The organism is Pseudomonas fitomaticsae, assembly GCF_021018765.1.
Taxonomy (GTDB): Bacteria; Pseudomonadota; Gammaproteobacteria; order Pseudomonadales; family Pseudomonadaceae; genus Aquipseudomonas; species Aquipseudomonas fitomaticsae.
Map to the genome: position 1 here is coordinate 4,394,282 of NZ_CP075567.1, position 24,974 is coordinate 4,419,255.

Sequence of the window (24,974 nt, forward strand, 5' to 3'; positions counted from 1 at the left end):
CTTCTCCGTCATTGGTCAAACGGGGACTTCCAGCGCATGCCTTCTACCACCTCAAGACGCACCTTCGTCAAAGGCCTCGCCGCCGCCGGTCTGCTCGGTGGCCTCGGCCTGTGGCGCATGCCGGTCTGGGCCTTGAACAGCCCCGGCCAGGTCAACGAGCTGAGCGGCACCGATTTCGAGCTGTTCATCGGCGAAACCCCGGTCAACTTCACCGGCCAGCCCCGCACCGCGATGACCATCAACGGCAGCCTGCCCGGCCCGCTGCTGCGCTGGCGCGAAGGCGACACCGTGACGCTGCGGGTGCGCAACCGCCTCAAGGACAGCACGTCGATCCACTGGCACGGCATTCTGTTGCCGGCCAACATGGATGGCGTGCCGGGCCTGAGTTTCAAGGGCATCGAGCCGGGTGGCGTGTACGTCTACCAGTTCAAGGTTCGCCAGCACGGCACCTACTGGTATCACAGCCATTCCGGCTTGCAGGAGCAGGCCGGCGTCTACGGGCCACTGGTGATCGATGCCCGGGAGCCCGAGCCGTTCCAGTACGACCGCGAGTACGTGGTGATGCTCAGCGACTGGTCCGACGAAGACCCGGCCAGCCTGATGAAGACCCTGAAAAAGCAGTCCGACTACTACAACTTCCACAAGCGCACCGTCGCTGATTTCATCCACGACGTCGGCGAAAAAGGCTGGGGCGCGACCGTCGCCGATCGCACGATGTGGGCGCAGATGAAGATGAATCCCACCGACATCGCCGACGTCAGCGGCGCCACGTACACCTTCCTGATGAACGGCCACGCCCCGGATGACAACTGGACCGGCCTGTTCCGCCCCGGCGAAAAATTGCGTCTGCGGCTGATCAACGGCTCGGCCATGAGCTACTTCGACGTGCGCATTCCCGGATTGAAAATGACCGTGGTCGCCGCCGACGGCCTGCACGTCAAACCGGTCAGCGTCGACGAATTGCGCATCGCCGTGGCGGAAACCTATGACGTGATCGTCGAACCCGCCGCCGACGCCTACACCCTGTTCGCCCAGGCCATGGACCGCACCGGTTATGCCCGAGGCACCCTCGCCACCCGCGCCGGTTTGTCGGCTCCGGTGCCAGCGCTGGACCCACGCCCGCTGGTGACCATGGACGACATGGGTATGGGCGGCATGGATCATGGTTCGATGGACATGAGCGGCATGGATCACTCGAGCATGAACATGGGCCCGATGCAGGCGCACCCCGACAGCGAAAAGGACAACCCGCTGGTGGACATGCAAGCCATGACCACCGCGCCGAAACTCGACGACCCCGGCCTCGGCCTGCGCAACAACGGGCGTCGCGTCCTGACCTACGCCGACCTGCGCAGCACCTTCGAAGACCCGGATGGCCGCGATCCGAGCCGCACCATCGAACTGCACCTGACCGGCCACATGGAGAAATTCGCCTGGTCGTTCAACGGCATCAAGTTCTCCGACGCCGAGCCGCTGCGCTTGAAGTACGGCGAGCGTATCCGCCTGGTGCTGGTCAACGACACGATGATGACCCACCCCATTCACCTGCACGGCATGTGGAGCGATCTGGAAGACGAAAACGGCGACTTCCAGGTGCGCAAACACACCATCGACATGCCGCCCGGCTCCCGCCGCAGCTACCGCGTCACCGCCGATGCGCTCGGCCGTTGGGCCTATCACTGCCATCTCCTGTACCACATGGAAATGGGCATGTTCCGCGAAGTGCGGGTGGAAGAATGAGGACGCCGACCATGACTCGATTTGCCGCGTTTTCGTTGTCACTCCTGTCGATGGCCCAGGCCTTCGCCGCCAGCGACATGCAGGGCATGGATCACAGCCGGATGGCTGATATGCAAGGCATGGATCACAGTCAAATGACCGACATGCAAAGCATGGACGACGGCATGATGCAGCCCGCCGCGCCGACCGAAAGCCGCACGCCGATCCCGGCACTGACCGACGCCGACCGCGCCGCTGTGTTCACCAGCCACGCCGGACACCAAGTCCACGACAGCGCCATCAACACTTACTTCCTCGCCGACAAACTTGAATGGCAGGACGCCGACGACGCCAGCACCCTGGCCTGGGATTTGTCCGGCTGGATCGGCGGCGACATCGATCGGCTGTGGCTGCGCTCCGAGGGCGAACGCAGCAACGGCAAGACCGAAGACGCGGAAATTCAGGCGCTGTGGGGCCACGCGATTTCGCCGTGGTGGGACGTGGTCAGTGGCGTGCGTCAGGACTTCAAACCCGGCGCTCCGCAAACCTGGGCCGCGTTCGGCCTGCAGGGCATGGCGCTGTACAACTTCGAAGCCGAAGCCACGGCATTCCTCGGCGAAAACGGCCAGAGCGCGGTGCGGCTGGAGGGCGACTACGACATCCTGCTGACCAATCGCCTGATCCTGCAACCGACCGCCGAACTCAACGTCTACGGCAAAAACGACCCGCAACGCGGGATCGGTTCGGGCCTCGCGAACACCGAAGCCGGGCTGCGCCTGCGCTATGAAATCCGCCGCGAATTCGCGCCCTATATCGGCGTGACCTGGAACCGCACCTACGGCCACACCGCCGATTACGCACGGGAAGAAGGCGAGGATCGCAGTGAAGCGCGACTCGTCCTCGGCGTACGGCTGTGGTTCTGAATCCCATCAAAAAACAACACCGAGGTCTTGCATGCGCACATTGAAAATCTCCCTCGTCCTCGCCAGCGGTTTGCTCCTGAGCACCCTGGCCCAGGCCCATCCGAAACTGCTGTCGTCGACTCCGGCCGAAGGTGCCGACGGCGCGGCGCCCGGCAAAATCGAATTGCGCTTTTCGGAGGATCTGCTGACCCAGTTCTCCGGCGCCAAACTGGTCATGACCGAAATGCCCGGCATGGCTCATTCGCCGATGCCGATGAAGGCCAAAGTCAGCGCTGGCAGCGACCCGAAAACCATGCTCGTCACCCCGCTCTCGCCCTTGCCGGCCGGCACCTACAAGGTCGAATGGCGCGCGGTGTCGTCGGACACGCACCCGATCACCGGCAACGTCACGTTCAAAGTGAAGTGAGCGATGGCTGAACTGATCAACATCCTCCTGCGTCTGGCGCTGTATGTGGATTTGCTGCTGTTGTTCGGGCTGGCGTTGTTCGGGCTGTACAGCGTTGACGCAGTGCTGCGGTTTCGGCCGATGCTACGCGGGATGGCGTTGATCGGGGCACTGCTGTCAGTGGCGAGTCTGGTGCTGATGACCCGCGCCATGAGTGGCGAAACGGAGTTCGCGGCGCTGTGGCCACACCTGCAAATGATGGTGCTGGAAACCGACGTCGGGCTGGCGTGGGCGCTGCGGATGATTGCACTGATCGCCGTGGTGATCTGGCCGGGATTGTGGCTGGCGTCGATGGCTGGCGCCGTCGCCCTCGCCTCGCTGGCCTGGAGCGGACACGGGGCGATGGATAACGCGTGGCATCTGCTCAGCGACATCCTGCACCTGCTCGCGGCGGGTGCGTGGCTGGGCGCCATGCTCGCGTTGATCTTGATGTCGCGGCTCGACGCACTGTGCAGCGAGGCGCGCGTTCGTTCGCTGGCCGATTCCGTCAAACGCTTCGAAGGCGTCGGCGCGGCGATTGTGCTCATCCTCTCGGTCACCGGCGTGGCGAATTACCTGTTCATCGTCGGTCCGACACTGGGCGAAGTCCTGCTCGGCACCTACGGCATTCTGCTGTCGATCAAAGTTGCGTTGTTCGGGGGCATGCTGGTGCTGGCCGCGTTGAACCGCTTCCACCTCGGGCCGTTGCTCGAACAATCGTTGCGCGCCGGGCAGCATCAAGTGGCGGCAAACGCCTTGCGCCGCAGCGTGGCATTGGAGCTGGTGATTGCGCTGTTGATCGTGGGACTGGTGGCGTGGCTGGGCACGTTGAGCCCGGAACCGGGATGACACCCGGCAAACGCATTCACTACACTGGCCCGCACTCCCACTGCACAAGCCCGATCCCCATGACAACTCCAAAAAGCACGATGATCTTCTGCGGCCTGCTGGCCATGACTGGCGCCGCCCAGGCACAAGAACCGGCCTCGCACCTCGACACTGTTCAGCAACAGGGCCAGTTGCGCGTCTGCACCACCGGCGACTACAAACCCTACACCTTCAAACGCCCGGACGGCGGATTCGAAGGCATCGACATCGCCATGGCGCAATCCCTGGCCGACAGCCTCGGCGTCAAGGTCGAATGGGTGCAGACCACCTGGAAAACCCTGATGCCGGACATGCAGGCCGGCAAATGCGACATCGGCGTCGGCGGCATTTCGGTGACCCTCGAACGCCAGAAAAAAGCCTTCTTCAGCAACACCCTCGACGTCGACGGCAAGATCCCGCTGGTGCGCTGCGCCGACCAGTCCAAATACCAGACCATCGACCAGATCAACCAACCGAACGTGCGCCTGGTCGAACCCGCCGGCGGCACCAACGAAGCCTTCGTCCACGCCTTCCTGCCCAAAGCGCAACTGGCGTTGCACGACAACGTGACCATCTTCGAGCAACTGCTCGACAACAAGGCTGACGTGATGATCACCGACGCTTCCGAAGCCCTCTACCAACAAAAACTCAAACCCGGCCTGTGCGCCGTCAACCCGAGCCAGTTCATGCAATACGGCGAAAAAGCCTACCTGCTACCGCGCGACGACATCAGCTGGAAACTCTACGTCGACCAGTGGCTGCACCTGAGCAAAGTCACCGGCAAATACCAGAAAGTGCTGAGCGAATGGATCGCCGTACCAGCGGCCCAGTAACCCTCAATCGTCATGCATCAGGCCGGAGCTGTACTGGTTGAAACTGTTACCGATATTGCTCCCGCCGAACTTCAACGTATTCACGTTACGCGCCTGCGGCGACTGACAGCCGCTGGAGAAACAACGGGTGGTGGTCAAGCCACCGGAGCCGGAGCAGGCGCTTAGAACCGAGATGGTGGCGACGAGCAACAGCGCTTTGAGTGGATTGTTCATGGTGTGTGGCGCTCGGGGGGGATCGGGATTTTGTAGAGGGATCGTAGGCCTGCGCGGGTGGCGGGAAGATGAAACTTGCGGGGGTTTCAGCGTGGGTTCAGGTTGAACCCACGCCTAACGATCAACCCTCCGCGACAGAGGGTTGCTCGAACCTACTTCGGCTCGACGTTATCCAGCGCCTGATTCACCGCCAAAGACCCCAACATCACCAGCTGCGCAATGCCGATGGCGGTTTTGCGGTGGGCGGGCTCCAGGGTGGCGGCGAAGTTGTTGAGCATTTCGGAGGCTGAACCGAGTGATTCGCTGGCGTTGGCGAGCAGGGATTCGGTGTCGTAGGCCGGGTTGGCGAAGTACATCGGGTCATGTCGGGTGTGGCTGCCCATGATCCGTTGCTGTGGGGTGAGGTAGTGATCGAGGGCGCGCTCGGCGGCTTCGTTCAGGGTTCGTGAATCGGGGAATTTGTAGGGGGAGACTGGATCGGTTTCTGGTGGGTTGGGTGTTGGTTTGAACATGGATGAAACTCCTAACACTTTTAGTGAAGGCTTCACCCTTTCGCTACCAAACGAAGGGTGGCGGCCATGAACAGGTTGGTAGACCGGGTGTTAGGAGCCGGCGCGCCCGAAGACGCCCTGTACATGACCACCATAGACCCCGATCGAAAGCACGACCGGAGACGATGACGCTGTACATCTAACACACGGGCTACCAAACCCGATCACTGGTTTTCAGTGACCCGAGAACGATAGAAGCCACGGCCTAGACGCACAAGCCGGCGGATTCTGTCTTAGGTGTAGGGGGTGGCGCAAGGATGTGTAGGGCCTGGATGACGAGAGAATGAGTCATTTAAACGAGCGAGTTTTTATGTTTAAAACATGCGCAAGGATTTCTGACTAGCGAATAGCCTCGCCTAGCGCATGGCCACAGTCGGACAGCTGACGGATTGGGTTAGCTGACCCTTCCGGCCTCGAAGAGAAGGCTTCAGCGCGCCAAAAAACCTTGTATCACTTTCGTACCACCCATCTCCTATCCCACTAAGCGGAACAACCAATACTCCTCGCTGGTGCGCGTGCCTGCGCTTCAATCCCAAGCGCTCCCGTGCGAGCAAATAGCACCCGGGCGAGAGTGCCAACTAACTCGGGACTTTCAGCGGCGTGGTTTCCCCCTGATTAACACATTACTTTTTCAGGATGGGTTCCTAAAAATTGGCACCCGATACTGATTCATAAATGGTGAACGACTGTGAAGGCGCATCAACCAACCCGCACCCTCGCTGTGATTCTTAGTTTTTTTGCCCGATACGTTCACCATCGCAGCACCCATCCCCAGTGCCGTTCGGCCCCATACAAAGCTGCGGAAAAAAGACCATTTAGACCCAAGACGCGGCGAGGGAGCTACGGCGCGCGCCGTACGCAAACGTATCAAGGTCTAAAAAATCTTTTTTTGAAGCAGATTTTTATGACTATTTTCAGGATATATTTCGAAGAATTGCCAATGCTGAGGATATAGGCGATCGGTGACGGGGCATCTTGATTGAGCAGAGAGACAATATGTTGCGATCAAAAAACATCACAAAAAGTCAGCCATCAAACCAAGCTAAGGAGAGCGCATCAATGAATAGTATTGCTCAACCGATAAGAGCAAACTCTTTAGGAGATACAACAGCAGAAAATGACAGCCGGATGTTGTCAGATGCTTTTGTCGCCACAGCCGATTTTCGGTCACTAATTGAGTCCGACGATAGAACGGTGGTTGTAGGGCGCAGGGGAACAGGAAAAAGTGCTCTATATATAGAACTACAAAAACACTGGAAAAAAGATAAAAAAGTAATCGTTATATCTTTCTCGCCAGAGGATACAGAAATAATCGGATTTCGATCACTATTGAGGCCCTTCTCAGACTCCTTCAATCTTTCCAGAGCAGTTACAAAACTACTCTGGAAATACACTATACTTATGGAGATGGCAAACTACGTATCATCAAACTACAAACTAACATCTTTAATAGAACGGGACAGCCTTCTTAGTTCTCACCTCGCGCGCTGGAATGAAACTAAAGGTGGTTACCTTACTAAATGCCGAAGCATAGCAAAACTATTCCTGACCTCTGTTTATCCAGAGGAGGCAGTTGGAGACCTTCCCGGCAATCTAGAATTAAGCCAACTAGAAGAAAAAGCTTTAGAATTATTTGACAAAGCGGATCGGCGAGTCGTTGTGCTAATGGATCGACTAGACGAAGGATATGAATCCGATGCAGTAGGAATAGGAATGATCGCCGGTCTAACTTACGCAGCGATTGAATTAAACAAACGATCTCATCTGATTCGACCTATTGTATTCCTTCGCGACAATATATACCGAACACTCGCAAAAGAAGACCCCGACTACTCAAGAAACATTGAAGGACAAGTAATACGTCTACATTGGGATTGGGCTCAACTCCTCACTTTGGTTACAGCACGTATGAAGTTATCATTCAAGATAACTGTTGAAAAAGACCAAAAAGTTTGGGATAGAGTTACTGCGGGAGAACTCCAGGGGCGCGACGGATTTAAAAAATGCTTACAATTCACTCTTTACCGGCCTCGCGACTTGCTATCGCTATTGAATGAAACCTTCTTCTGCGCAGCGAGACAATCAAGAGAAACTGCAATAATTCAAGATTTAGATCACGCGGCACAATCCATATCGGTAGCACGCCTTGAAGATCTGTGGAAAGAATATTCAAAAATATTCCCTTCGATACAGTTGGTAACCAGTTCTTTCAAAGATGGCGAGCCCGAATTATTAGTAGGAAACGCAATTGAGGCAATGGAGCACCATATCGACTCAAGCGAAGTCACTAGCAACCATGAGTCATTAGCGGAAACAAGAATATTACAAGCTAGTGGGCTTCTTCAGTCTCTATATAGCGTAGGCTTCATTGGCACTCACGACAGTAACACCTCCGCCTTTTCGTTTTGTCATGACGGAAGAACTCCAGATAAAGGTTTTGAGAGCCGAGACAAAATACTAATTCACCCTTGCTACTGGCTCGGTTTAAATCTTTCTCGTAACGCGCTAGCTCCAGAGGAAGCGGAAGAAATTAATGATGAATATGACATCATCGTACAGTCCGTAACTCCCGAAATCCGCAAAGTAAAAATAGGGCAAACAGTTTCACAATTGGACAAGATCCCCTTAGGTAGAGAAGGTGCTAGGGAGTTTGAACACTGGTGCCTTGATACATTGCGAATTATTTTTGCTTCCCACCTTATCAATCTTGAATTAGCACCGAATGGCCAAGCGGTTCAACGACGCGATATTGTCGGAACCAATCGCTCTGGCTCCGACTTCTGGAAACGTATCCATGAGGATTATAAAGTTCGCCAAGTTGTATTCGATTCAAAAAACTATTCAGGACTAGGTCCTGATGAGTACCGGCAGCTACAATCTTACCTCACTGGCCCATATGGGAAACTTGGATTTATCATAACAAGAGATGAAGATGAGCACATGACGGGAACCGAGCTAGACTGGGTGAGAGAAATGCACAAGTCTCATTCAACCTTGATAATCAAACTCCCAGCACGATACTTGTGCAAACTTTTACAAAAACTTAGAAATCCAGAAAAACATGACGCAATTGACAGACTAATGTTTTCACTGCTCGACAACTACGAAAGGAATTACCTACAACTAAAAACCACATACACCAGAAAACCAAGAAGAAAATAGAGTGAAATCACAATGAATTTCATTTGGCAGCAGAAGCTAAACCGGCTCGACGAAAAATGCTCTTACCGAAAAAAAGCGGAGGAAAATGCTCAAAAATTTTCGACTCTACTCACCTCTTACCTCTCAAAGGAATTTTACAATTCAAAAAAAATCGCCAACTCAGTAGCAGGGCATACAGTAAATGCACTCGGAGATGAATATGAGTTATACCTTCGAATAACTCCACCGCCAGGCGGCATTTGGGATTCAGACACCCTAGTGATTGCTCGAATTGGATTTAAAGAGCACCGTAGAGGCCACGGTAGGAAATTTATTCACTTTCTAGTCGACTGCGCATCGATTCTTGGCTACAGCAAAATCGGACTAGAGTGCACTAACGAAAAGTCCAATGCGTTCGGCAGGAGGCTGGGTTTTCAGGAGCATGGAGCTTACAACCATTTGTTGGGCACGGTTCATAAGGTAATGCAAATTCTTGATAAAAACTTTGAAGAGACCGAACAACAGCCATGTCAATGAAAAAATGGGGAATGTTTTATTTATGGCAAAAAATGGAAACTTATTTAATTATTCTCCACAATGCCAAAACAAATAAATCCGCCCCGAATGGCACTTACTTAACAGCTAACCGATTGAGCTGAAAGCAAAAAATGAAGAAGGGCTGGCCTTGGTCTACGGTGATAGTTGCGAACACACACCAGAAAACCAAGGACACAGCCCACATGGATCGTAGACGCCAAATTCTCCAGCATCAACAGCAACGTTTTCGCCGCCACGCTTCGAATTGTGATGCCTATGCTTTTTTCAACCTGCTCACGGCTCCCGAGTTGCTGCAGCGCGTTGAGTCAGCACTGCCAGAGCATCGGGAGCGCTTGTATCCGCCAACGGAAACTCTGTCGATGTTCCTGGCTCAAGCGATGAGTGCCGATCGCTCCTGCCAGAATGCCGTCAACGATTTCTCCATCAAGCGATCCTGTAGCGGCATGAAACCCAATAGCGCTCGCACGGGCGCCTTCTGTAAAGCCCGACAACGCTTGCCGGTAGAAATGGTATCCACGTTGGTTCGACATTCCGGTTCGTCTATCAGTGATCAGGCGCCGCCTTCGTGGCGATGGATGGGGCGACCTGTACGCCTTGTCGACGGGACAACCGTCTCGATGCCCGATACGGCTGCGAATCAGGGGGCCTATCCGCAATCTCGCGGGCAGAAAGTTGGCCTTGGTTTTCCGTTGTGTCGAGTGGTGGGCCTCGTTTGCCTCTCCAGTGGCGCCGTTTTAGATGCCGCACTTGGACGTTTCCGAGGTAAGGGCGGCGACGAACAGACGCTGCTCAGATCAATGCTCGGCACGTTGAAAACAGGCGACATCTTGTTGGGCGACGCTTACTACGCGACCTATTTTCTGCTGTGCGAGTTGCAGCGACGAGGTATCGATGGCGTGTTCGAACAATATGGCGCTCGACGGCGCAGCACGGACTTTCGTCTGGGCCAAAGTCTCGGTTCGGAAGACCACTTGATCGAATTGAAAAAGCCCGAAAGAAGGCCGCCCTGGATGAGTCAAACACATTACGAACAGGCCCCTGAAAGGCTGATAGTGCGAGAGTTGAAGACTGGCGGAAAAACGTTGGTGACCACCTTGCATTGCCCGAAGCAGACACCCAAAACAGCTCTCAAATCGCTGTACAAGGGGCGATGGCATGTCGAGTTGGACTTGCGAAATCTCAAGGCCACACTGGGCCTTGGAAGGTTGAGCTGCAAAACCCCGGGCATGGCGGTCAAGGAGTTATGGGTCTATCTGTTGGCCCACAATCTGATCCGAATGCTCATGACCCAATCGGCTCTGTTAGCGGACTGCTTGCCTCGCGAACTGAGCTTCAAACACAGCCTTCAGCTATGGCTGGCGCTACGACAATATGGGAGTCCTGAAGACGAGGATGGTCTGGCGAACTTACTGATGCTGATAGCGCAAAGACGCGTTGGAAATCGACCTGGTCGTATCGAACCGCGAGCCATAAAACGAAGACCTCAGGCCTACCCCTTGCTGACCAAGTCACGTCGGTCAGCAAGGGCTGAGGTCAGGAAAAACGGGCATGCTAAACATGTTAAGTAAGTGCCATTCAAATCCGCCCCCTTTCGTTCCCTTTCGTTCCCTTTCGTTCCCTTTCGTTCCCTTTCGTTCCCTTTCGTTCCCTTTCGTTCCCTTTCGTTCCCTTTCGTTGGTCCCCTTTCGTTGTCTGGATTCAAGGATGAGTGGTTATTGGATGAAATTGAAAAAGAACTGCGACTTCGTCAAAACAATAGGACACGTCAAGCGTTTGACAAATTGAAGGTCCTTTGGCTTCGCTACAGCTATGGTTATATCTGGAAAAAACTTTCAAAAACATTAATAAAGAAAACTACAAAGCGGTAAAGGTAAATAGATTACCAAAACGTGAGAATACATAATTAAAGTATGGCGACTGATCGTCCATCACGAGGATCCAGGTGGCGCTATAGAAGAAATGAAACAACGCAATCGTATTGTTATCGGCTGGAGCCACATTCAAAAAAGGGGACGACCATTAGCCTGCCTTAAATCAAAAACAAACCTACCCATTCTCCCAAAAAATAAATCAACCCCTTTTCCCTTGACTTGTCAGAAAAAAAACAATTCGATAAAAATATTAATAACAGGCTAGCAATAGCAAGCCTCTCGCCCTGTAGCACGCGCCACCGGGCATATATCTAAAACGTAATATGCCAACCCACTTTACATTCAATCAACGAAAACCCTTGGAACCTGAGGAGCGCCACACCACTCGGCAATTGAGTTATATTTTTTTGCAAGCCCTCTCAGAACTTCCACTCCATCGGATACTGTGCTTATAAATTTTTGCACCTTAGACCCAGACTCTGCTGCATCGTCGAGAAATTTTTTTAGCTTTATTACTCCACCCGATTTCTTCACATCCAGGACATCAGGGTTATGTGCAACACTTTCTAAAGCTTCGCTCAGATCGTTCAACCTAGTTAACATTTCTGCATCTGCTTCTTCTGCTAGGCACCGTACATCCTCCAAAGCATCCTCTATCTGGGTTGAAACACTCTGAGAAACCGATTGATTTGATGAAACGGTTATGCAAGGCGACACAGTTACATTTACTTCAGGCGCCCCTGCGTTCGTGAGCGCTTTTCCGAACAATTGCTTTAGATCCCTAATATCTTCTCTTTGATATTCAAGCAGCTCTTTTTGACTCTCGATTCTCGCTTGAGCAAATCTTAACTCATTTCTCAGTTCAATAACTTTCGCTCTATCATCAAACAGAGATTCGGGCGGCTTTTGACCGGTAATAACTAGTTCGTATTCTGCCAATGCTTTTTCAATGATCTCTCTGCTCCCATTTTCAGCCTCGATGATCATTCTAACCGTCAAACCATCCTGCTCAATTTTAATCTTTGCATGATCGTTAGGGTATTTTTCTCTAACCACTTCGCCGAAATAATTAAGAATCCCCAGACCTGCTTGACGAAATTCAGGAGGAAACTCTATAGAGCGATTAATAACAATCCTGCTTTCGCTTATATTTTTTTCAGTAGAAATCTCGCACCAATCCACACCTTCACCATTAGGAAACTCAGAAACCCCCAAAATAACAAATGGATGCGAATGAGATAGCGGCTCTAGCTGCTTGAACTCTTCAACCACTGTTTCGTAATCCTCTCTCATATGGACGACTGGCCTAGTAAACATGCTCCGAGTTAGCTCCTGCGTAGGCAAAATAAAAAAAGGCATATCTGAATGGCACTTACTTAACAGCTAACCGATTGAGCTGAAAGCAAAAAATGAAGAAGGGCTGGCCTTGGTCTACGGTGATAGTTGCGAACACACACCAGAAAACCAAGGACACAGCCCACATGGATCGTAGACGCCAAATTCTCCAGCATCAACAGCAACGTTTTCGCCGCCACGCTTCGAATTGTGATGCCTATGCTTTTTTCAACCTGCTCACGGCTCCCGAGTTGCTGCAGCGCGTTGAGTCAGCACTGCCAGAGCATCGGGAGCGCTTGTATCCGCCAACGGAAACTCTGTCGATGTTCCTGGCTCAAGCGATGAGTGCCGATCGCTCCTGCCAGAATGCCGTCAACGATTTCTCCATCAAGCGATCCTGTAGCGGCATGAAACCCAATAGCGCTCGCACGGGCGCCTTCTGTAAAGCCCGACAACGCTTGCCGGTAGAAATGGTATCCACGTTGGTTCGACATTCCGGTTCGTCTATCAGTGATCAGGCGCCGCCTTCGTGGCGATGGATGGGGCGACCTGTACGCCTTGTCGACGGGACAACCGTCTCGATGCCCGATACGGCTGCGAATCAGGGGGCCTATCCGCAATCTCGCGGGCAGAAAGTTGGCCTTGGTTTTCCGTTGTGTCGAGTGGTGGGCCTCGTTTGCCTCTCCAGTGGCGCCGTTTTAGATGCCGCACTTGGACGTTTCCGAGGTAAGGGCGGCGACGAACAGACGCTGCTCAGATCAATGCTCGGCACGTTGAAAACAGGCGACATCTTGTTGGGCGACGCTTACTACGCGACCTATTTTCTGCTGTGCGAGTTGCAGCGACGAGGTATCGATGGCGTGTTCGAACAATATGGCGCTCGACGGCGCAGCACGGACTTTCGTCTGGGCCAAAGTCTCGGTTCGGAAGACCACTTGATCGAATTGAAAAAGCCCGAAAGAAGGCCGCCCTGGATGAGTCAAACACATTACGAACAGGCCCCTGAAAGGCTGATAGTGCGAGAGTTGAAGACTGGCGGAAAAACGTTGGTGACCACCTTGCATTGCCCGAAGCAGACACCCAAAACAGCTCTCAAATCGCTGTACAAGGGGCGATGGCATGTCGAGTTGGACTTGCGAAATCTCAAGGCCACACTGGGCCTTGGAAGGTTGAGCTGCAAAACCCCGGGCATGGCGGTCAAGGAGTTATGGGTCTATCTGTTGGCCCACAATCTGATCCGAATGCTCATGACCCAATCGGCTCTGTTAGCGGACTGCTTGCCTCGCGAACTGAGCTTCAAACACAGCCTTCAGCTATGGCTGGCGCTACGACAATATGGGAGTCCTGAAGACGAGGATGGTCTGGCGAACTTACTGATGCTGATAGCGCAAAGACGCGTTGGAAATCGACCTGGTCGTATCGAACCGCGAGCCATAAAACGAAGACCTCAGGCCTACCCCTTGCTGACCAAGTCACGTCGGTCAGCAAGGGCTGAGGTCAGGAAAAACGGGCATGCTAAACATGTTAAGTAAGTGCCATTCAAGGCATATCTATATAGCCATATTTAAAAGCCAGCGGCGCAGTGTTATAAAGCCACCTATTAAGCGCATCTCTATTCGTATTAAATACACATGTCACCTTCTCAAAGCGAGAACCAAGCGCTCGAAAACTAAACTTCCGACCACTTTCAGTCACTTTAGAACTAGCACATCCCTTCCACCCATGATTCTGCGCCATTTTGTCCCAACAGTATTTAACTTTCAAACTATCAATTTCGTTTTGCCTATCGCGCCCCCCATACTTTGGTCCGGAACCACGAATTGTATCGAAACTCATGTCCAATAAAATTTTTTGAATTCTGTCGAGGTCATTTGAAAATCGCTCTTTGATTTCTTCCTTCGAACACCCACATACCAATACATTAGAAAGATACACAGCAAACCCCTATGAAATGAAAAATTAAAACTATCAACTATCCCAACTAACTTGGCCGGGGAAGAATTTTCTAGCCAGATGCAATCAGCATACAAAGAGAATGGGGACTAATTTAGTTACTTACTACCTTCAGAGCAAATCAATCCCCCGCTCACCTATGCTTGCCCCATCAAAACGACTCCACCGGCTTCTTAGCCTCAGCCAAAATCTTATTCGCCTCTAACCGCGGAAACGTAAACCGAATAATCATCCCCGCATCAGCCCCCTGCCCCGCCATAACCAACTCAGCAGACCGAATATTTTCCGGCGCAGCAGCCAACGCACTAACAGCATTGGTCTGCCCTTTAGCGTTCAACCCTTCAAGAAAGGTGTAAGTCAGATTCCCAGACGCCAGACCAACCTGTTCAAAATTCGAAATTTTCGTCGTCAGTTCTTCAGTGCTTCTCGACTTTCTCGCGGTATCAAACATATCCAGGATGGACTTTTCATCGTTCATGGAAACCAGCGTGAACGATTTGGAAAGCCCCGCGATGGCTTTGACGTACAGGTTCTGATCAAACGGGCTGATAAGTGAAACCATCATCAGTTTGTCACCGGAAAAGATCAGCGCGACGGTGAATTTCTCTTCCAGGAAATCCACATCGTCGATGCATCTCGCGGTTCCGCCGACGTCTTCGGAGCAGTCGTAGTAACCGGCCGCTTCGGTGAATTTTGCGAGTGGGGTTTGGTAGACGTAGTTCTTGAACAGCTTTTCTTCGGCGAAAGCCCCTTGGGCGGAGGCAAGCAGGGTGCCGGCGACGAGAACAGATGATGCGAGTTTTTTCAGCATGGGATCCCTTCCTCACTCTTATTGATAGCCCGATGCTATCAGTCCATTTCATGGCTGTCTTGCTTAATCCCACACTTGATGAGGTTGTATTTCCGCCGGATATCACTGAGCCCAACCGGTCATTCCTGATAAACTCCCCCACCTCCCAGCCACACCGATTCCGTACCCCCAATGCCCCCAATCTCCGCCACACCCGCCCCACTCTCCCGTCGTTTCTCCGTCGCGCCCATGATGGATTGGACTGACCGCCATTGCCGGTACTTCCTACGCATCCTGTCGAAAAACGCCCTGCTCTACACCGAGATGGTCACCACCGGCGCTCTGCTCAACGGCGATCACGAGCGTTTCCTCCGTCACAACGAAGCCGAACATCCTCTGGCGTTGCAGTTAGGCGGTAGCGTCCCGCTGGACCTGGCCGCCTGTGCGCGCATGGCGCAGGAGCATGGTTACGACGAGGTGAATCTGAACGTTGGCTGCCCGAGTGATCGGGTGCAGAACAATATGATCGGGGCGTGCCTGATGGGACATCCGCAGTTGGTGGCGGATTGTGTGAAGGCGATGCGTGATGCGGTGTCGATTCCGGTGACGGTGAAGCATCGGATCGGGATCAATGGGCGGGACAGTTATGAGGAGCTGTGCGATTTCGTCGGCACGGTGCGGGATGCCGGGTGCACCAGTTTTACGGTGCATGCGCGGATTGCGATTCTGGAGGGGTTGTCGCCGAAGGAGAACCGTGACATTCCGCCGTTGCGTTATGACGTGGCGGCGCGGTTGAAGGCGGATTTTCCGGAGCAGGAGTTCATTCTGAACGGCGGGATCAAGACGATGGAGGCCTGCCATGAGCATTTGCAGACCTTTGACGGGGTGATGCTGGGGCGCGAGGCGTATCACAATCCTTATCTGCTGGCCGAGGTGGATCAGCAGTTGTTCGGCAGTAGCGCGCCCGTGATCAGCCGGGCCGAGGCGCTGGCGCAGTTGCGGCCTTATATAGCCGAGCATTTGCTGGCCGGCGGCGCGATGCATCACATCACCCGGCATGTGCTGGGCCTGGGCACCGGGTTCCCGGGGGCGCGCAAGTTTCGTCAGTTGTTGTCGGTGGATATCCACAAGGCCAAGGATCCGCTGGCGTTGCTGGATCAGGCGGCGGAGTTGCTGGCCGGGCGTTGAGGCCCGGCCTGCGCGGCTGAGGGTCAGGCGGCTGCGGCCGCCGTCCAGTTCACCCAGCCGAACTGCCAGGTCGCGAGGATCAGCAAGCCGAAGGCGATCCGGTACCAGGCGAAGGTGGCGTAGCTGTGGTTCGCAATGAACTTCAGCAGGCCGCGCACGGCGATCATTGCGAAGATGAACGCTACGACGAAGCCCAGAGCGAAGACCGGCAGGTCGCCGCTCTGGAACAGTTCGCGGTACTTGTAGCCGGAATACACCGCAGCGCCGACCATGGTCGGCATCGCCAGGAAGAACGAGAACTCCGTGGCGGCCTTGCGTGACAGGCCGAACAGCAGACCGCCGATGATGGTGGAACCGGAGCGCGACGTGCCCGGAATCATCGCCAGGCACTGTACGCAACCGATCTTCAGGGCGTCGGCCCACTTCATGTCGTCCACATGGTCGACACTCACTACATGATCCCGCTGCTCGGCCCACAACATCACGATGCCGCCCACCACCAATGCAACGGCAACGGTGATCGGGTTGAACAGGTATTCATGAATCGTGTCGGCGAATAACACGCCGAGAATGACCGCCGGGAAAAAGGCGATCAGCAGATTGCGGGTAAAACGCTGGGCATTGCTTTGGGTTGGCAGGCCTTTGACGATCTCGAAGATCTTCGGGCGAAACTCCCAGACCACGGCCAGAATGGCGCCCAGTTGAATAATGATGTTGAACGCCATGGCGCGTTCGCCGCCGAACTCCAGCAAGTCGGCCACAATAATCTGGTGGCCCGTACTGGAAATGGGCAGGAACTCGGTCAGGCCTTCTACCGCCCCAAGAATCAGCACCTTGAACAAGGTCAGTAAATCCATTAATCCTCCGTCGGCACGCTCTTTTAGGGCGCGCCGTTAAGTGCATTCAGGCATTGAGTATCTGAAGTAAAACAATTGGCAGATGCTTACCCATTGCCCGACTCGGGGACGGAGAATATGTCTTATCAAAAGCCACACTCAAGGCATGTTAATAAACGTCCGTGTGTGAACTTGTCAGTGTTATAGCTAAAAATCACATCGCCCCTTAAAATGTGACCCACCTCACACTCCCTGTGCAGGCGTGCAAATCAGTAGTGGCCAAGGGACATAAAAACAGGTCGCCACAATTACAAAATAGTGGCACCATTCCATATTGCCACCATCTAACGACCCCAATTCCGTTAGTTCACAGCCCCGAAAAAATCAACTAAAAGCTTGAAAAGCTTAATTATTGTTAGAAAACTCGGGAGCCACGTCTAAAATCCGCGCAAATGTTACCAATTGTCAGTCACAGATGAGAACCGGTGCTTTAACATCCCGATGTCAGCACCTTTTCGAGTCAATGCATGATGCTCACAGGTAACTTAGCGACTAGAAGTCCGCGCCGCACAAGCGACGAACCAAGTGTTCTCACTCTGGGTCGTACCCGTGGCGTGGCTGAACACTTTAGCGCGCTAATCGCCAAGCATGTGCAGACTGATATGGCCATTGAGGCCGACTCTTACGCTAGTTCATATCAGCAAAATGAATATCACGGCGTGTATCGTGCCATATTCATTGTCATCGACAGCCCTCAGGCACTCGAAGACAACCTGGCACGGGTGGAAAACCTGCGCAGTGACAACTTGAAGCCGATCATTTGTGCAGTGATCACCGGGCGCGGTGCGTTCAACAAGATCAAGTATTTCCTGGCCGGTGCCGACTTCTGTATCAAACTCAATACCTTGTCCGATGAAAGCGGCGAACTGCTGGGCGAGTTCTTCAACAGTGAAGAATGGCAGCGTGATATCAGCCTGGTGCTGGACCCCACCCGCATCTGCCTCTCGGACACCAGCAAGAAACTCGATATCTCCTTTGCCGAAATGAAGATCCTGCAAGCCTTTGCGCAGACCGGCAATCACATTCTCAGCCATGATGAAATCGCCAGCATCATGGGGCTCAACACCCATTTCTACGACCCTCGGGCGCTGGAAAAATCCATCAGCCGCTTGCGTGGGAAAATCAAGGACGTGTACGGTACGAACGCCATACAGAGCATTCGCGGGTATGGCTATCGTCTGATGAGGGGGTTGATCTCGACCGCCTGATTCAGGGAATCACTCTTTTGCAGCTTACGAGGGAACGTCTGATGCAACGCACTAAAAATCCGATGTCTCACTGTTTTAACTGCGTCACATATCTAATAAAAAGCTGTCAATTGCATGAGCGCTGCAACACTTAAACATAACAATAAACCATTACTCTAAAAGCAGACCGAGTGGAACTTATCGAGGGCCATCATTGGGCCCAGACCCTGCCCGTCGATTATTTCCGAGGAAAACATTGCTCGACTGCCCATTATTTTTTCGCCAAATTTGGTGTGTACTTTAGGAGAGAGACATGGAAACCAGCACAACCCTCCCAAGAAAATACTTTGTTGTCGTGACTAATAGCTCGGCGTCGCAACGTGAACTTGAGAACATCCTCTCCAGCGAGCGTTTCAATTCGTTTGGCACGTCTCAGGCACAAATGTTTATTGAAGGTGTTGCTTCGCCCTCTTCCACTCCGATGCTGATGGAGTTCACTTACCCACGCGGCACAAGGAAGCATGTCGCACGCAGCATCGAACATGATACCCAGCGCATATTGGCCACTCTTGAATCGGAATGGCTGGCAGCACAATCGGCGCACTCCTTCCACAGTTCCACGGCCATGTCCGAAGACCCCGCTGACACTTCACGAACGATCGGGTCCGACGCGCCCTGCACTGAAGCCTGGCATCTGGACAATGATCAGGGTGCATTGACGAAAGAGGGTGTCGAAATCAGTCTCACCGGGCTCGAAACCGCACTGGTCCGCAAAATGCTCCACCATGAAGAGCGTGTTGTCAGTCGGGACGATCTGATCCTCAGCATCGGCCGCGAGCCGGAGCAATATCGGGGACTGGAAATGTGCCTGAGCCGACTTCAAGACAAATTCAAGAACGCCAGCAACGGTGAACGATTGTTTCGTGCCGTACGCAATCGCGGTTATTGCCTGATCCAGGAAGTTGTTGCCTAAACAACATCCCTCACTCCAAGACAAACAGATACAAGTGCGATTACAAAAATAAAAAAGCACTCTGTTTGGTTTCACCCCTCCCTGGTTATACCCGCCTCCTGACCCCACCTACGATAGCAAACACAAGATTGATTATTCACCCCCTGCCTTTCGACCTTTTCTAACGTTTGAATATTAGAAATTTAAATAAGTTGGCACTGTGCCATCTTGTTAGAACTCGTCAGACAGCATCCCCGGCAATAACTTAGTCTATTGACTGACGACAGTTCCGCATTCCGGCGTTGTTACCTCAGGACACTGGCTCAAACAACAATAACAAGTCTGCTTAACAACTCGGTTTTCTACTGTCGAAACCTGAATGGACGTCTTTTGGGGATATCGTATGGATCTTTCTCTTCGTATCAATCGAAACACCGGCCTCAAGGGACTGACCTTTTGGGGCCAATGGGCGCTGGCACAGACTTTCATTGTTTCACTGCTGTTCATATTGGCCGAACAGCACACGGGCACCGTCGAGTTCTACTATCGGATGTGCACGATTCTGGCGGTACTGGCCTCGGTGCCGGCTTATACCTTCAGCGGCGCGTACCGAAAGCGAGACAATTACCTGACCGGGCTGGGTCGACTGTTCGTGGGCTGGTTCATGACCATGGCCGGGCTGGCGTTCATCGCTTTCATCTGCAAGGCCGATGCGCTGTTCTCCCGCCAGGTCATCCTTGAGTGGGCGGTGTACGGTTTCCTCGGTCAGGCGCTGCTGTACGCACCGCTGCATGCGTTCTCGAAGTTCTACCAGCGTTCGCGCAAAAGCGAGCACAAGACCCTTATCGTCGGCACCGGCGAACTGGCGCTGGGCCTGGCGAAGAAGTTGAGCCAGCACGAAAACCTGCCACTGGTCGGCCTGGTCAGCAACGGCGACAAGCCTTCCCTGGAAGCGGACGCCCCGCGCATCGTCGGCGCTCAGGACGAATTGCTCGAGCTGATCCAGACCCACGACATCCGCCGCTTGTACATCACGCTGCCGCTGTCGGAAGCCGCCAACATCGAAGCCATGTACGTCGATCTGCTGGATGCCAACGTTGACGTGGTCTGGGTGCCGGACCTGAACAGCCTGACGCTGCTCAACCACTCGGTAAAAGTCGTGGACGGTCTGCCGGCGATTTACCTAAACGAAAGCCCGCTGACCAGCCGCCCGACCGCTGCGCTGAGCAAAAGCCTGGTGGAAAAAGCCGTCGCCCTGCTGGCGATCATTCTGTTGAGCCCGGTGCTGCTGGCCGTGGCGCTGGCGGTGAAGCTCACTTCGCCGGGCCCGGTGTTTTTCAAGCAGGATCGCCACGGCTGGAACGGCAAGGTGATCAAGGTCTGGAAATTCCGCTCGATGCGCGTGCACGATGACCGTGACGTCAAGCAGGCCAGCCGCAACGATTCGCGCATCACTCCAGTCGGTCGCTTCATCCGTCGCACTTCGCTGGACGAGCTGCCGCAACTGTTCAACGTGCTGCAAGGCCACATGGCACTGGTCGGCCCACGTCCGCACGCCGTGGCGCACAACAATTACTACTCGGGCAAGATCCTCGCCTACATGGCCCGTCACCGAATCAAACCGGGCATCACTGGCCTGGCGCAGATCAGCGGTTGCCGGGGCGAGACAGACACCCTCGACAAGATGGAAAAGCGTGTCGAGATCGACCTGAAGTACATCAACAACTGGTCGCTGTGGCTGGATGTGAAGATCCTGGTGAAGACGCCCTTCACCCTGCTGTCGAAGGATATTTACTGAGACGCAGGGCTTGAGAAGGCAACACCGCAAGGGGACGAAAGTCCCCTTTTTTGTGGGCGGGATTTGGGGGTTGGCGGGGCTCTGCGGACAAGGTGTGTCAGATGTTTTGATGTCGGCTGAGCAGACGCTTTCGTCGGATCATTCAACATCAGGTTTGAACCTAGAACACACCGACTCCCACAGCAATCATGGCTGTATCAAGATCCCCCTTCACCACAAACAAAAGCGGGAGCCATCAGGCTCCCGCTTTAACTCCCCGCTCCCCCGAACCTACTCGGTAATCTTCCCGAAGTTGCGGTAGAACATGTCCCCTTCCCGACTGTCCGTCATCGAATGCAGCTGGAAGCTGCGGTTGAGCCGCGCGCCACCGTCACGGGTCAGCGGCGCCCACACCAGGTTGGCGCGGCGCATGGTCGACATGCTCATCATTTCGTCGAACGGAATCGACAGGTACAGCCCCTTGTCGAAACTACCCTCGCCATACTCGGCGCTGCCGGCGGTGGTGATGGTCGCCCAGGCGCCAAAGCGTACGCCATTGGAAAACTCGCGGGAGATATCCACCGTGCCGCCAAAGTCGCCCGCCAGGTAACGCCCGACGCTGACCGCTGCCAGCGTTTCGTAAGGCAGGTCGGTATAGCCGGTGATGTGGCCGGTCCAGACCGAGTAATCCTGCAGGCCGAAACCCTGGTCGAATTCACGCTGACGCACGTAGTTCAGATCCGCACCGATCGACCAGCGCTTGCCGGTCGGACGAAACAGCACCTCGCCCCCGACCCCGGCGAACATCGACTCCAGATAACCGCCGTAGACCATGCCGTACAAATCCTTGTCCAGTTGCTCGGCGTGGCTGACCTGGAACAGCGGCATGGTGGTGTCCGACGTGGTCAGGTACTGACGCAAGTCGGTGCGCACACGCGGCAGGCCGCTGGGCGCGTCGTAGGTGAATTTGTCGAAGTTGTTGATCAGGTTCTGACTGAGCAAACCGTTCCACCAGGTGTTGCGGTTGAAGCGGTACTCGGCGTCCAGGTCGGCAGTGAACTGATAGAGCAAACCATCGGGACCGCCGACGTTCTGCTTGAAGCCCAGGCCGACGCCGTAATTGAAGTGCTGCGGCGCTTCGGTGTAGAGGGTTTTCTCGTTGCGCGGCATCGCCGGGTTGATCTCGGTGGTGCGGTGCAGCGACTCCAGCGGCTCCTCGTTGTTGAGCACTTCGCGGAAGGTCTGCCGGGGCACGCTGGTTTCTTCCAGCGGCAGGTCATAGCGCTTGTTGACCACGGTGAACCAGTCGATGTCGTCGTTGACGCTGTTGTCGAGAATCCGGCTCGCGCGGCCGACAGCCTTGGGCGAATGGAAATAGCGCTGCTGCTCGCCGTACACGATCAGTTCGGAATCGCGCTGAGTAATGCGCTCGACCTTGTAGCCGGCGTTCTGCTGCAAGCGGCGCGATACGTCGGCCCAGTTGACCTCCTCCATCGTCGTGGCCGGCGCCTTCGCCGGCAGCGGTTCGGCCGGTGGGTCGAAGGTCTTGGCCGGGGCCTTGCGACTGACGAAGTTGGTGTGAAACGTGACACCGAACATCGCCGTGTTGCCCCGCTCCCACGCGGCACTCAGGTCGAGGGAATCGGTCACCTTGAACACCGCGCCGAGGTTGATCGGCGAGTCCTGCTTGATGATGTTGTCCTTCGGCTCGTGCTTGTAGTCGTTGCCTTCGTATTCGAGTTTCAGGCTGAGGCGATCCCAGGGCGTCTGGTAACTCACGCCGCCGAAAAACGCAGGCTTGCCGCGAAAGTACGACCCGGCGTTGACGTCACCGGTGCCTTCCAGGTCCGGGCGGGTCTTGAAGCGATCACTGGCCCAACCCAGCGGGTTGTCGAAGTCGCCGCGATTACCGATGTAACCCCAGGCGATGCCGGCGCTGAAATCGAAATTGTCGTAGCGCTTGTTGGCCACGAAGAATTCACTGGCAAACAAACCGGTACCACCGATGTCTCGAAAGCCCAGCGCCACTTCCGGCGCCCAGTGACTTTCCTGCCACAGCCGGACCTTGGCGTCGACCGCCTTGTCCTTATAGCTCTGGCTGCCGCTCAGCGCTTCGGAACCGTACGGACGGTTGGTGATGGCGGTGTAGCGAAACGAACCTTCCAGCCAGTCGAGCGGCTGCAACGAAACGCTGTATCGGCTGTACGGTTCGGTGCGGTTGGCGTTGACGCTCAACTCACCGGCGGGCGACATGCGCGCGGTCGGGGTCTGCAACAGACCGACGCCGCCGAAGTCATTCTGGGTAATGCGTGGCTCGGCATGCACCAGGCCACACGGCAATAACAACACAGCTGCAAAACGCAAATTCAACGAACCACCTCAGCCAACTGCGTGGCAATCAATTCGGCCAACTGCTGATTCAGTTCAGGGACAGGCGGATCCAGATCATCGTTTTTCACCGGCACCAGAATCTTGCTGCCGGCCACGGGCATCTGCCCGCTCTCGCGGTTCCAGTGGGCGATGCCGACCCGCCGCGATTCGCCGTTGGGCTGGATGAGCCACAGATAGTCGGCATCGGCGTCGGCCTCCAGCAACGTGCAGCCCTGCAGATATTCGCGGGCCTCCTGCAACGGCTGATAAGGCAGGCGGCACGGCTCGGCGACCGCGCCCAGCACTTCGACTTCGTCGACCCGTTTCGGGTAGATCAGTTGATCGCCATCGTCGAGACGGATGTTGCGGGCGAAGCCGACTTCCACCGCCACCGGATCGAGATCGGCAATCTGCCGTCCGGTCACCGGCATCTGCCGGACCTGCTCGGCCAATCGCTGTGCCAGCGCTGCTCGACTCGGCTTGTCGAACAGCATCGCCATGCGCTGCAGCACATCCAGATCGAACAGCACGCCGACCTTCAGCCGCGTCTGTTCTTCCAGCAATGACTGACGCAACAGGACGCCCGCCAGCCAGTAGCCTTCGGCATTCGGCACAGCCTCGCCGATCACGTCGCGCAAACGCCCGCCCGCCGGCAATTCGATCGGGCCCGGGTTCGCAACATCACCGCTGACGATGACTGCTGCCTCGCTCCCCCCAGCGAGCAACATCAAACACGCCGAGAGCGCTCTGAGCCGCTTCACGGGACATGCCTGCGGTCAGGGGTCAGCTGCACGATCCTGACCCGCAACTGCGAGGTCAGTTGCTGCTCACTCTGCACAATGAAACCGTCCACCGGATCGACCCAGTAACGATTGGTCGCGCGCAGGCCGATGGCCGGCGCGTCAATCTGCTCATCGACACGCAGCACGGTGTATTCCTTGTCGAGAATCTCGAGAGTTTCGAGGGCGCGGCGGGAGAAGCGGCTGTTGAGGATGATCCCGACTTCCTGGCCCTTGTAGAGGTCGATCCAGCGTCGGCTGGTGTAGCCGTCGGTGATGCGATGCAGACCCTGTTTGAACGGCGAGTCATCGGACAGACGCGTGCCGTCCAGGTCGCCTTCCACTCCGAGGCCAACAGTGCGCATGACGAGGCCGTCGCGCGTCAGCAGCACCTGCTTGCCGGAGGCGACCCAGAACTGCAGGTTCTCGCGCTCGCGCACCAGCGCCAGCACCCCGGAACCGGACGGCGTGGTCAGTTTGAGCTGGGGATACTTGACCCCGGCCACCTGCTCCGCCGACACGTCGAGGTCATCCGGTCCGATGATCGACGCCTTGAGGTTGTTCAACGAAGCGCTCATCAGCGGATTGCAGCCACTCAACAACACGGCCGCCATCAGGCACACGCCCACTTTCAACGTTTTCACAGT

Annotated in this window: 21 protein-coding genes; 13 read left to right on the forward strand and 8 right to left on the reverse strand. The window is 55.0% G+C overall.

Going from position 1 to position 24,974, the window contains the following annotated elements; translation table 11 throughout:
* Nucleotides 1–36 precede the first annotated feature (36 nt).
* From KJY40_RS19695 to KJY40_RS19715, 5 genes are read left to right on the forward strand one after another with little or no spacing between them, the layout of a single operon-like run.
* Entirely contained in the window at nucleotides 37–1,740 is a 1,704-nt protein-coding gene (locus KJY40_RS19695) for a copper resistance system multicopper oxidase (protein WP_230731970.1), read from the forward strand.
* An 11-nt stretch (nucleotides 1,741–1,751) separates the two neighbouring features.
* Entirely contained in the window at nucleotides 1,752–2,642 is an 891-nt protein-coding gene (locus tag KJY40_RS19700; RefSeq protein WP_230731972.1) for a copper resistance protein B, read from the forward strand.
* A gap of 31 nt (nucleotides 2,643–2,673) precedes the next feature.
* Complete coding sequence (gene copC, locus KJY40_RS19705) at nucleotides 2,674–3,048, forward strand: copper homeostasis periplasmic binding protein CopC (protein ID WP_064380958.1); 375 nt, start codon at nucleotides 2,674–2,676, stop codon at nucleotides 3,046–3,048.
* A gap of 3 nt (nucleotides 3,049–3,051) precedes the next feature.
* Nucleotides 3,052–3,915: a copper homeostasis membrane protein CopD gene (copD, locus tag KJY40_RS19710; protein ID WP_230731978.1), complete on the forward strand. Its 864-nt coding sequence runs from the start codon at nucleotides 3,052–3,054 to the stop codon at nucleotides 3,913–3,915.
* A 59-nt stretch (nucleotides 3,916–3,974) separates the two neighbouring features.
* On the forward strand, nucleotides 3,975–4,766 hold the full coding sequence (locus KJY40_RS19715; protein ID WP_230731980.1) for a transporter substrate-binding domain-containing protein: 792 nt from the start codon (nucleotides 3,975–3,977) through the stop codon (nucleotides 4,764–4,766).
* A 3-nt stretch (nucleotides 4,767–4,769) separates the two neighbouring features.
* On the opposite strand, the gene KJY40_RS19720 is transcribed toward KJY40_RS19715, so the two are convergent.
* Together KJY40_RS19720 and KJY40_RS19725 are read right to left on the reverse strand one after the other, a co-directional pair.
* The gene (locus tag KJY40_RS19720; protein WP_230731982.1) at nucleotides 4,770–4,979 is read right to left on the reverse strand and encodes a hypothetical protein; all 210 of its coding nucleotides are present in this window, start codon (nucleotides 4,977–4,979) and stop codon (nucleotides 4,770–4,772) included.
* A 152-nt stretch (nucleotides 4,980–5,131) separates the two neighbouring features.
* A complete protein-coding gene (locus KJY40_RS19725) occupies nucleotides 5,132–5,491 on the reverse strand; it encodes a DUF6124 family protein (protein WP_230731983.1) in 360 nt (119 codons plus the stop codon).
* Nucleotides 5,492–6,589: 1,098 nt separating this feature from the next.
* Between KJY40_RS19725 and KJY40_RS19730 the strand changes: the two genes are divergently transcribed.
* The 3 genes from KJY40_RS19730 (at nucleotide 6,590) to KJY40_RS19740 (ending at nucleotide 10,797) form a co-directional block, all read left to right on the forward strand.
* Nucleotides 6,590–8,692 (forward strand): P-loop ATPase, Sll1717 family, encoded by a 2,103-nt coding sequence (locus tag KJY40_RS19730; RefSeq protein ID WP_230731985.1) that lies wholly within the window; start codon nucleotides 6,590–6,592, stop codon nucleotides 8,690–8,692.
* A 12-nt stretch (nucleotides 8,693–8,704) separates the two neighbouring features.
* Complete coding sequence (locus tag KJY40_RS19735) at nucleotides 8,705–9,208, forward strand: hypothetical protein (protein WP_230731989.1); 504 nt, start codon at nucleotides 8,705–8,707, stop codon at nucleotides 9,206–9,208.
* A gap of 203 nt (nucleotides 9,209–9,411) precedes the next feature.
* Nucleotides 9,412–10,797: an IS4 family transposase gene (locus KJY40_RS19740; protein ID WP_230731992.1), complete on the forward strand. Its 1,386-nt coding sequence runs from the start codon at nucleotides 9,412–9,414 to the stop codon at nucleotides 10,795–10,797.
* A 645-nt stretch (nucleotides 10,798–11,442) separates the two neighbouring features.
* Here the strand turns inward: KJY40_RS19740 and KJY40_RS19745 are convergent.
* Nucleotides 11,443–12,372 (reverse strand): hypothetical protein, encoded by a 930-nt coding sequence (locus KJY40_RS19745; protein ID WP_230731996.1) that lies wholly within the window; start codon nucleotides 12,370–12,372, stop codon nucleotides 11,443–11,445.
* Between the two features lie 209 nt (nucleotides 12,373–12,581).
* Between KJY40_RS19745 and KJY40_RS19750 the strand changes: the two genes are divergently transcribed.
* Nucleotides 12,582–13,967: an IS4 family transposase gene (locus KJY40_RS19750; RefSeq protein ID WP_230731992.1), complete on the forward strand. Its 1,386-nt coding sequence runs from the start codon at nucleotides 12,582–12,584 to the stop codon at nucleotides 13,965–13,967.
* Nucleotides 13,968–14,539: 572 nt separating this feature from the next.
* Here the strand turns inward: KJY40_RS19750 and KJY40_RS19755 are convergent.
* Nucleotides 14,540–15,199 carry a gluzincin family metallopeptidase gene (locus KJY40_RS19755; RefSeq protein ID WP_230732007.1) on the reverse strand — a complete coding sequence of 220 codons (660 nt, stop codon included), beginning with the start codon at nucleotides 15,197–15,199 and terminating at the stop codon, nucleotides 14,540–14,542.
* Between the two features lie 171 nt (nucleotides 15,200–15,370).
* Between KJY40_RS19755 and dusA the strand changes: the two genes are divergently transcribed.
* Nucleotides 15,371–16,366 (forward strand): tRNA dihydrouridine(20/20a) synthase DusA, encoded by a 996-nt coding sequence (dusA, locus tag KJY40_RS19760; protein ID WP_230732009.1) that lies wholly within the window; start codon nucleotides 15,371–15,373, stop codon nucleotides 16,364–16,366.
* Between the two features lie 23 nt (nucleotides 16,367–16,389).
* Here dusA and KJY40_RS19765 read toward each other — a convergent pair whose 3' ends face one another.
* On the reverse strand, nucleotides 16,390–17,223 hold the full coding sequence (locus KJY40_RS19765) for an undecaprenyl-diphosphate phosphatase (protein ID WP_074689217.1): 834 nt from the start codon (nucleotides 17,221–17,223) through the stop codon (nucleotides 16,390–16,392).
* Between the two features lie 506 nt (nucleotides 17,224–17,729).
* On the opposite strand from KJY40_RS19765, the gene KJY40_RS19770 reads away from it, so the two are divergent.
* The 3 genes from KJY40_RS19770 (at nucleotide 17,730) to KJY40_RS19780 (ending at nucleotide 21,199) form a co-directional block, all read left to right on the forward strand.
* Nucleotides 17,730–18,470: a helix-turn-helix domain-containing protein gene (locus KJY40_RS19770; RefSeq protein WP_230732012.1), complete on the forward strand. Its 741-nt coding sequence runs from the start codon at nucleotides 17,730–17,732 to the stop codon at nucleotides 18,468–18,470.
* A 292-nt stretch (nucleotides 18,471–18,762) separates the two neighbouring features.
* Nucleotides 18,763–19,422, forward strand: a complete 660-nt coding sequence (locus KJY40_RS19775) for a winged helix-turn-helix domain-containing protein (RefSeq protein WP_230732022.1) — start codon at nucleotides 18,763–18,765, stop codon at nucleotides 19,420–19,422.
* 382 nt (nucleotides 19,423–19,804) lie between these two features.
* Nucleotides 19,805–21,199: an undecaprenyl-phosphate glucose phosphotransferase gene (locus tag KJY40_RS19780; RefSeq protein ID WP_230732031.1), complete on the forward strand. Its 1,395-nt coding sequence runs from the start codon at nucleotides 19,805–19,807 to the stop codon at nucleotides 21,197–21,199.
* A gap of 270 nt (nucleotides 21,200–21,469) precedes the next feature.
* On the opposite strand, the gene KJY40_RS19785 is transcribed toward KJY40_RS19780, so the two are convergent.
* From KJY40_RS19785 to KJY40_RS19795, 3 genes are read right to left on the reverse strand one after another with little or no spacing between them, the layout of a single operon-like run.
* Nucleotides 21,470–23,548 (reverse strand): YjbH domain-containing protein, encoded by a 2,079-nt coding sequence (locus KJY40_RS19785; protein ID WP_230732042.1) that lies wholly within the window; start codon nucleotides 23,546–23,548, stop codon nucleotides 21,470–21,472.
* Nucleotides 23,545–24,309, reverse strand: coding sequence for a capsule biosynthesis GfcC family protein (locus KJY40_RS19790; protein WP_407681972.1), 765 nt, complete (start codon nucleotides 24,307–24,309; stop codon nucleotides 23,545–23,547). The genes KJY40_RS19785 and KJY40_RS19790 overlap by 4 nt, the downstream gene beginning before the upstream one ends.
* Complete coding sequence (locus KJY40_RS19795; RefSeq protein WP_230732046.1) at nucleotides 24,306–24,971, reverse strand: YjbF family lipoprotein; 666 nt, start codon at nucleotides 24,969–24,971, stop codon at nucleotides 24,306–24,308. Before KJY40_RS19795 ends, KJY40_RS19790 begins: the two co-directional genes overlap by 4 nt.
* Between the last annotated feature and the right edge of the window lie 3 nt (nucleotides 24,972–24,974).

Excerpts from the sequence above, each read along its gene's own strand:
- KJY40_RS19695 (WP_230731970.1), top strand. The coding sequence starts at position 37 with ATGCCTTCTACCACCTCAAGACGCACCTTCGTCAAAGGCCTCGCCGCC.
- KJY40_RS19700 (WP_230731972.1), top strand. The coding sequence starts at position 1,752 with ATGACTCGATTTGCCGCGTTTTCGTTGTCACTCCTGTCGATGGCCCAG.
- copC (WP_064380958.1), top strand. The coding sequence starts at position 2,674 with ATGCGCACATTGAAAATCTCCCTCGTCCTCGCCAGCGGTTTGCTCCTG.
- copD (WP_230731978.1), top strand. The coding sequence starts at position 3,052 with ATGGCTGAACTGATCAACATCCTCCTGCGTCTGGCGCTGTATGTGGAT.
- KJY40_RS19715 (WP_230731980.1), top strand. The coding sequence starts at position 3,975 with ATGACAACTCCAAAAAGCACGATGATCTTCTGCGGCCTGCTGGCCATG.
- KJY40_RS19720 (WP_230731982.1), bottom strand. The coding sequence starts at position 4,979 with ATGAACAATCCACTCAAAGCGCTGTTGCTCGTCGCCACCATCTCGGTT.
- KJY40_RS19725 (WP_230731983.1), bottom strand. The coding sequence starts at position 5,491 with ATGTTCAAACCAACACCCAACCCACCAGAAACCGATCCAGTCTCCCCC.
- KJY40_RS19730 (WP_230731985.1), top strand. The coding sequence starts at position 6,590 with ATGAATAGTATTGCTCAACCGATAAGAGCAAACTCTTTAGGAGATACA.
- KJY40_RS19735 (WP_230731989.1), top strand. The coding sequence starts at position 8,705 with ATGAATTTCATTTGGCAGCAGAAGCTAAACCGGCTCGACGAAAAATGC.
- KJY40_RS19740 (WP_230731992.1), top strand. The coding sequence starts at position 9,412 with ATGGATCGTAGACGCCAAATTCTCCAGCATCAACAGCAACGTTTTCGC.
- KJY40_RS19750 (WP_230731992.1), top strand. The coding sequence starts at position 12,582 with ATGGATCGTAGACGCCAAATTCTCCAGCATCAACAGCAACGTTTTCGC.
- KJY40_RS19755 (WP_230732007.1), bottom strand. The coding sequence starts at position 15,199 with ATGCTGAAAAAACTCGCATCATCTGTTCTCGTCGCCGGCACCCTGCTT.
- dusA (WP_230732009.1), top strand. The coding sequence starts at position 15,371 with ATGCCCCCAATCTCCGCCACACCCGCCCCACTCTCCCGTCGTTTCTCC.
- KJY40_RS19765 (WP_074689217.1), bottom strand. The coding sequence starts at position 17,223 with ATGGATTTACTGACCTTGTTCAAGGTGCTGATTCTTGGGGCGGTAGAA.
- KJY40_RS19770 (WP_230732012.1), top strand. The coding sequence starts at position 17,730 with ATGATGCTCACAGGTAACTTAGCGACTAGAAGTCCGCGCCGCACAAGC.
- KJY40_RS19775 (WP_230732022.1), top strand. The coding sequence starts at position 18,763 with ATGGAAACCAGCACAACCCTCCCAAGAAAATACTTTGTTGTCGTGACT.
- KJY40_RS19780 (WP_230732031.1), top strand. The coding sequence starts at position 19,805 with ATGGATCTTTCTCTTCGTATCAATCGAAACACCGGCCTCAAGGGACTG.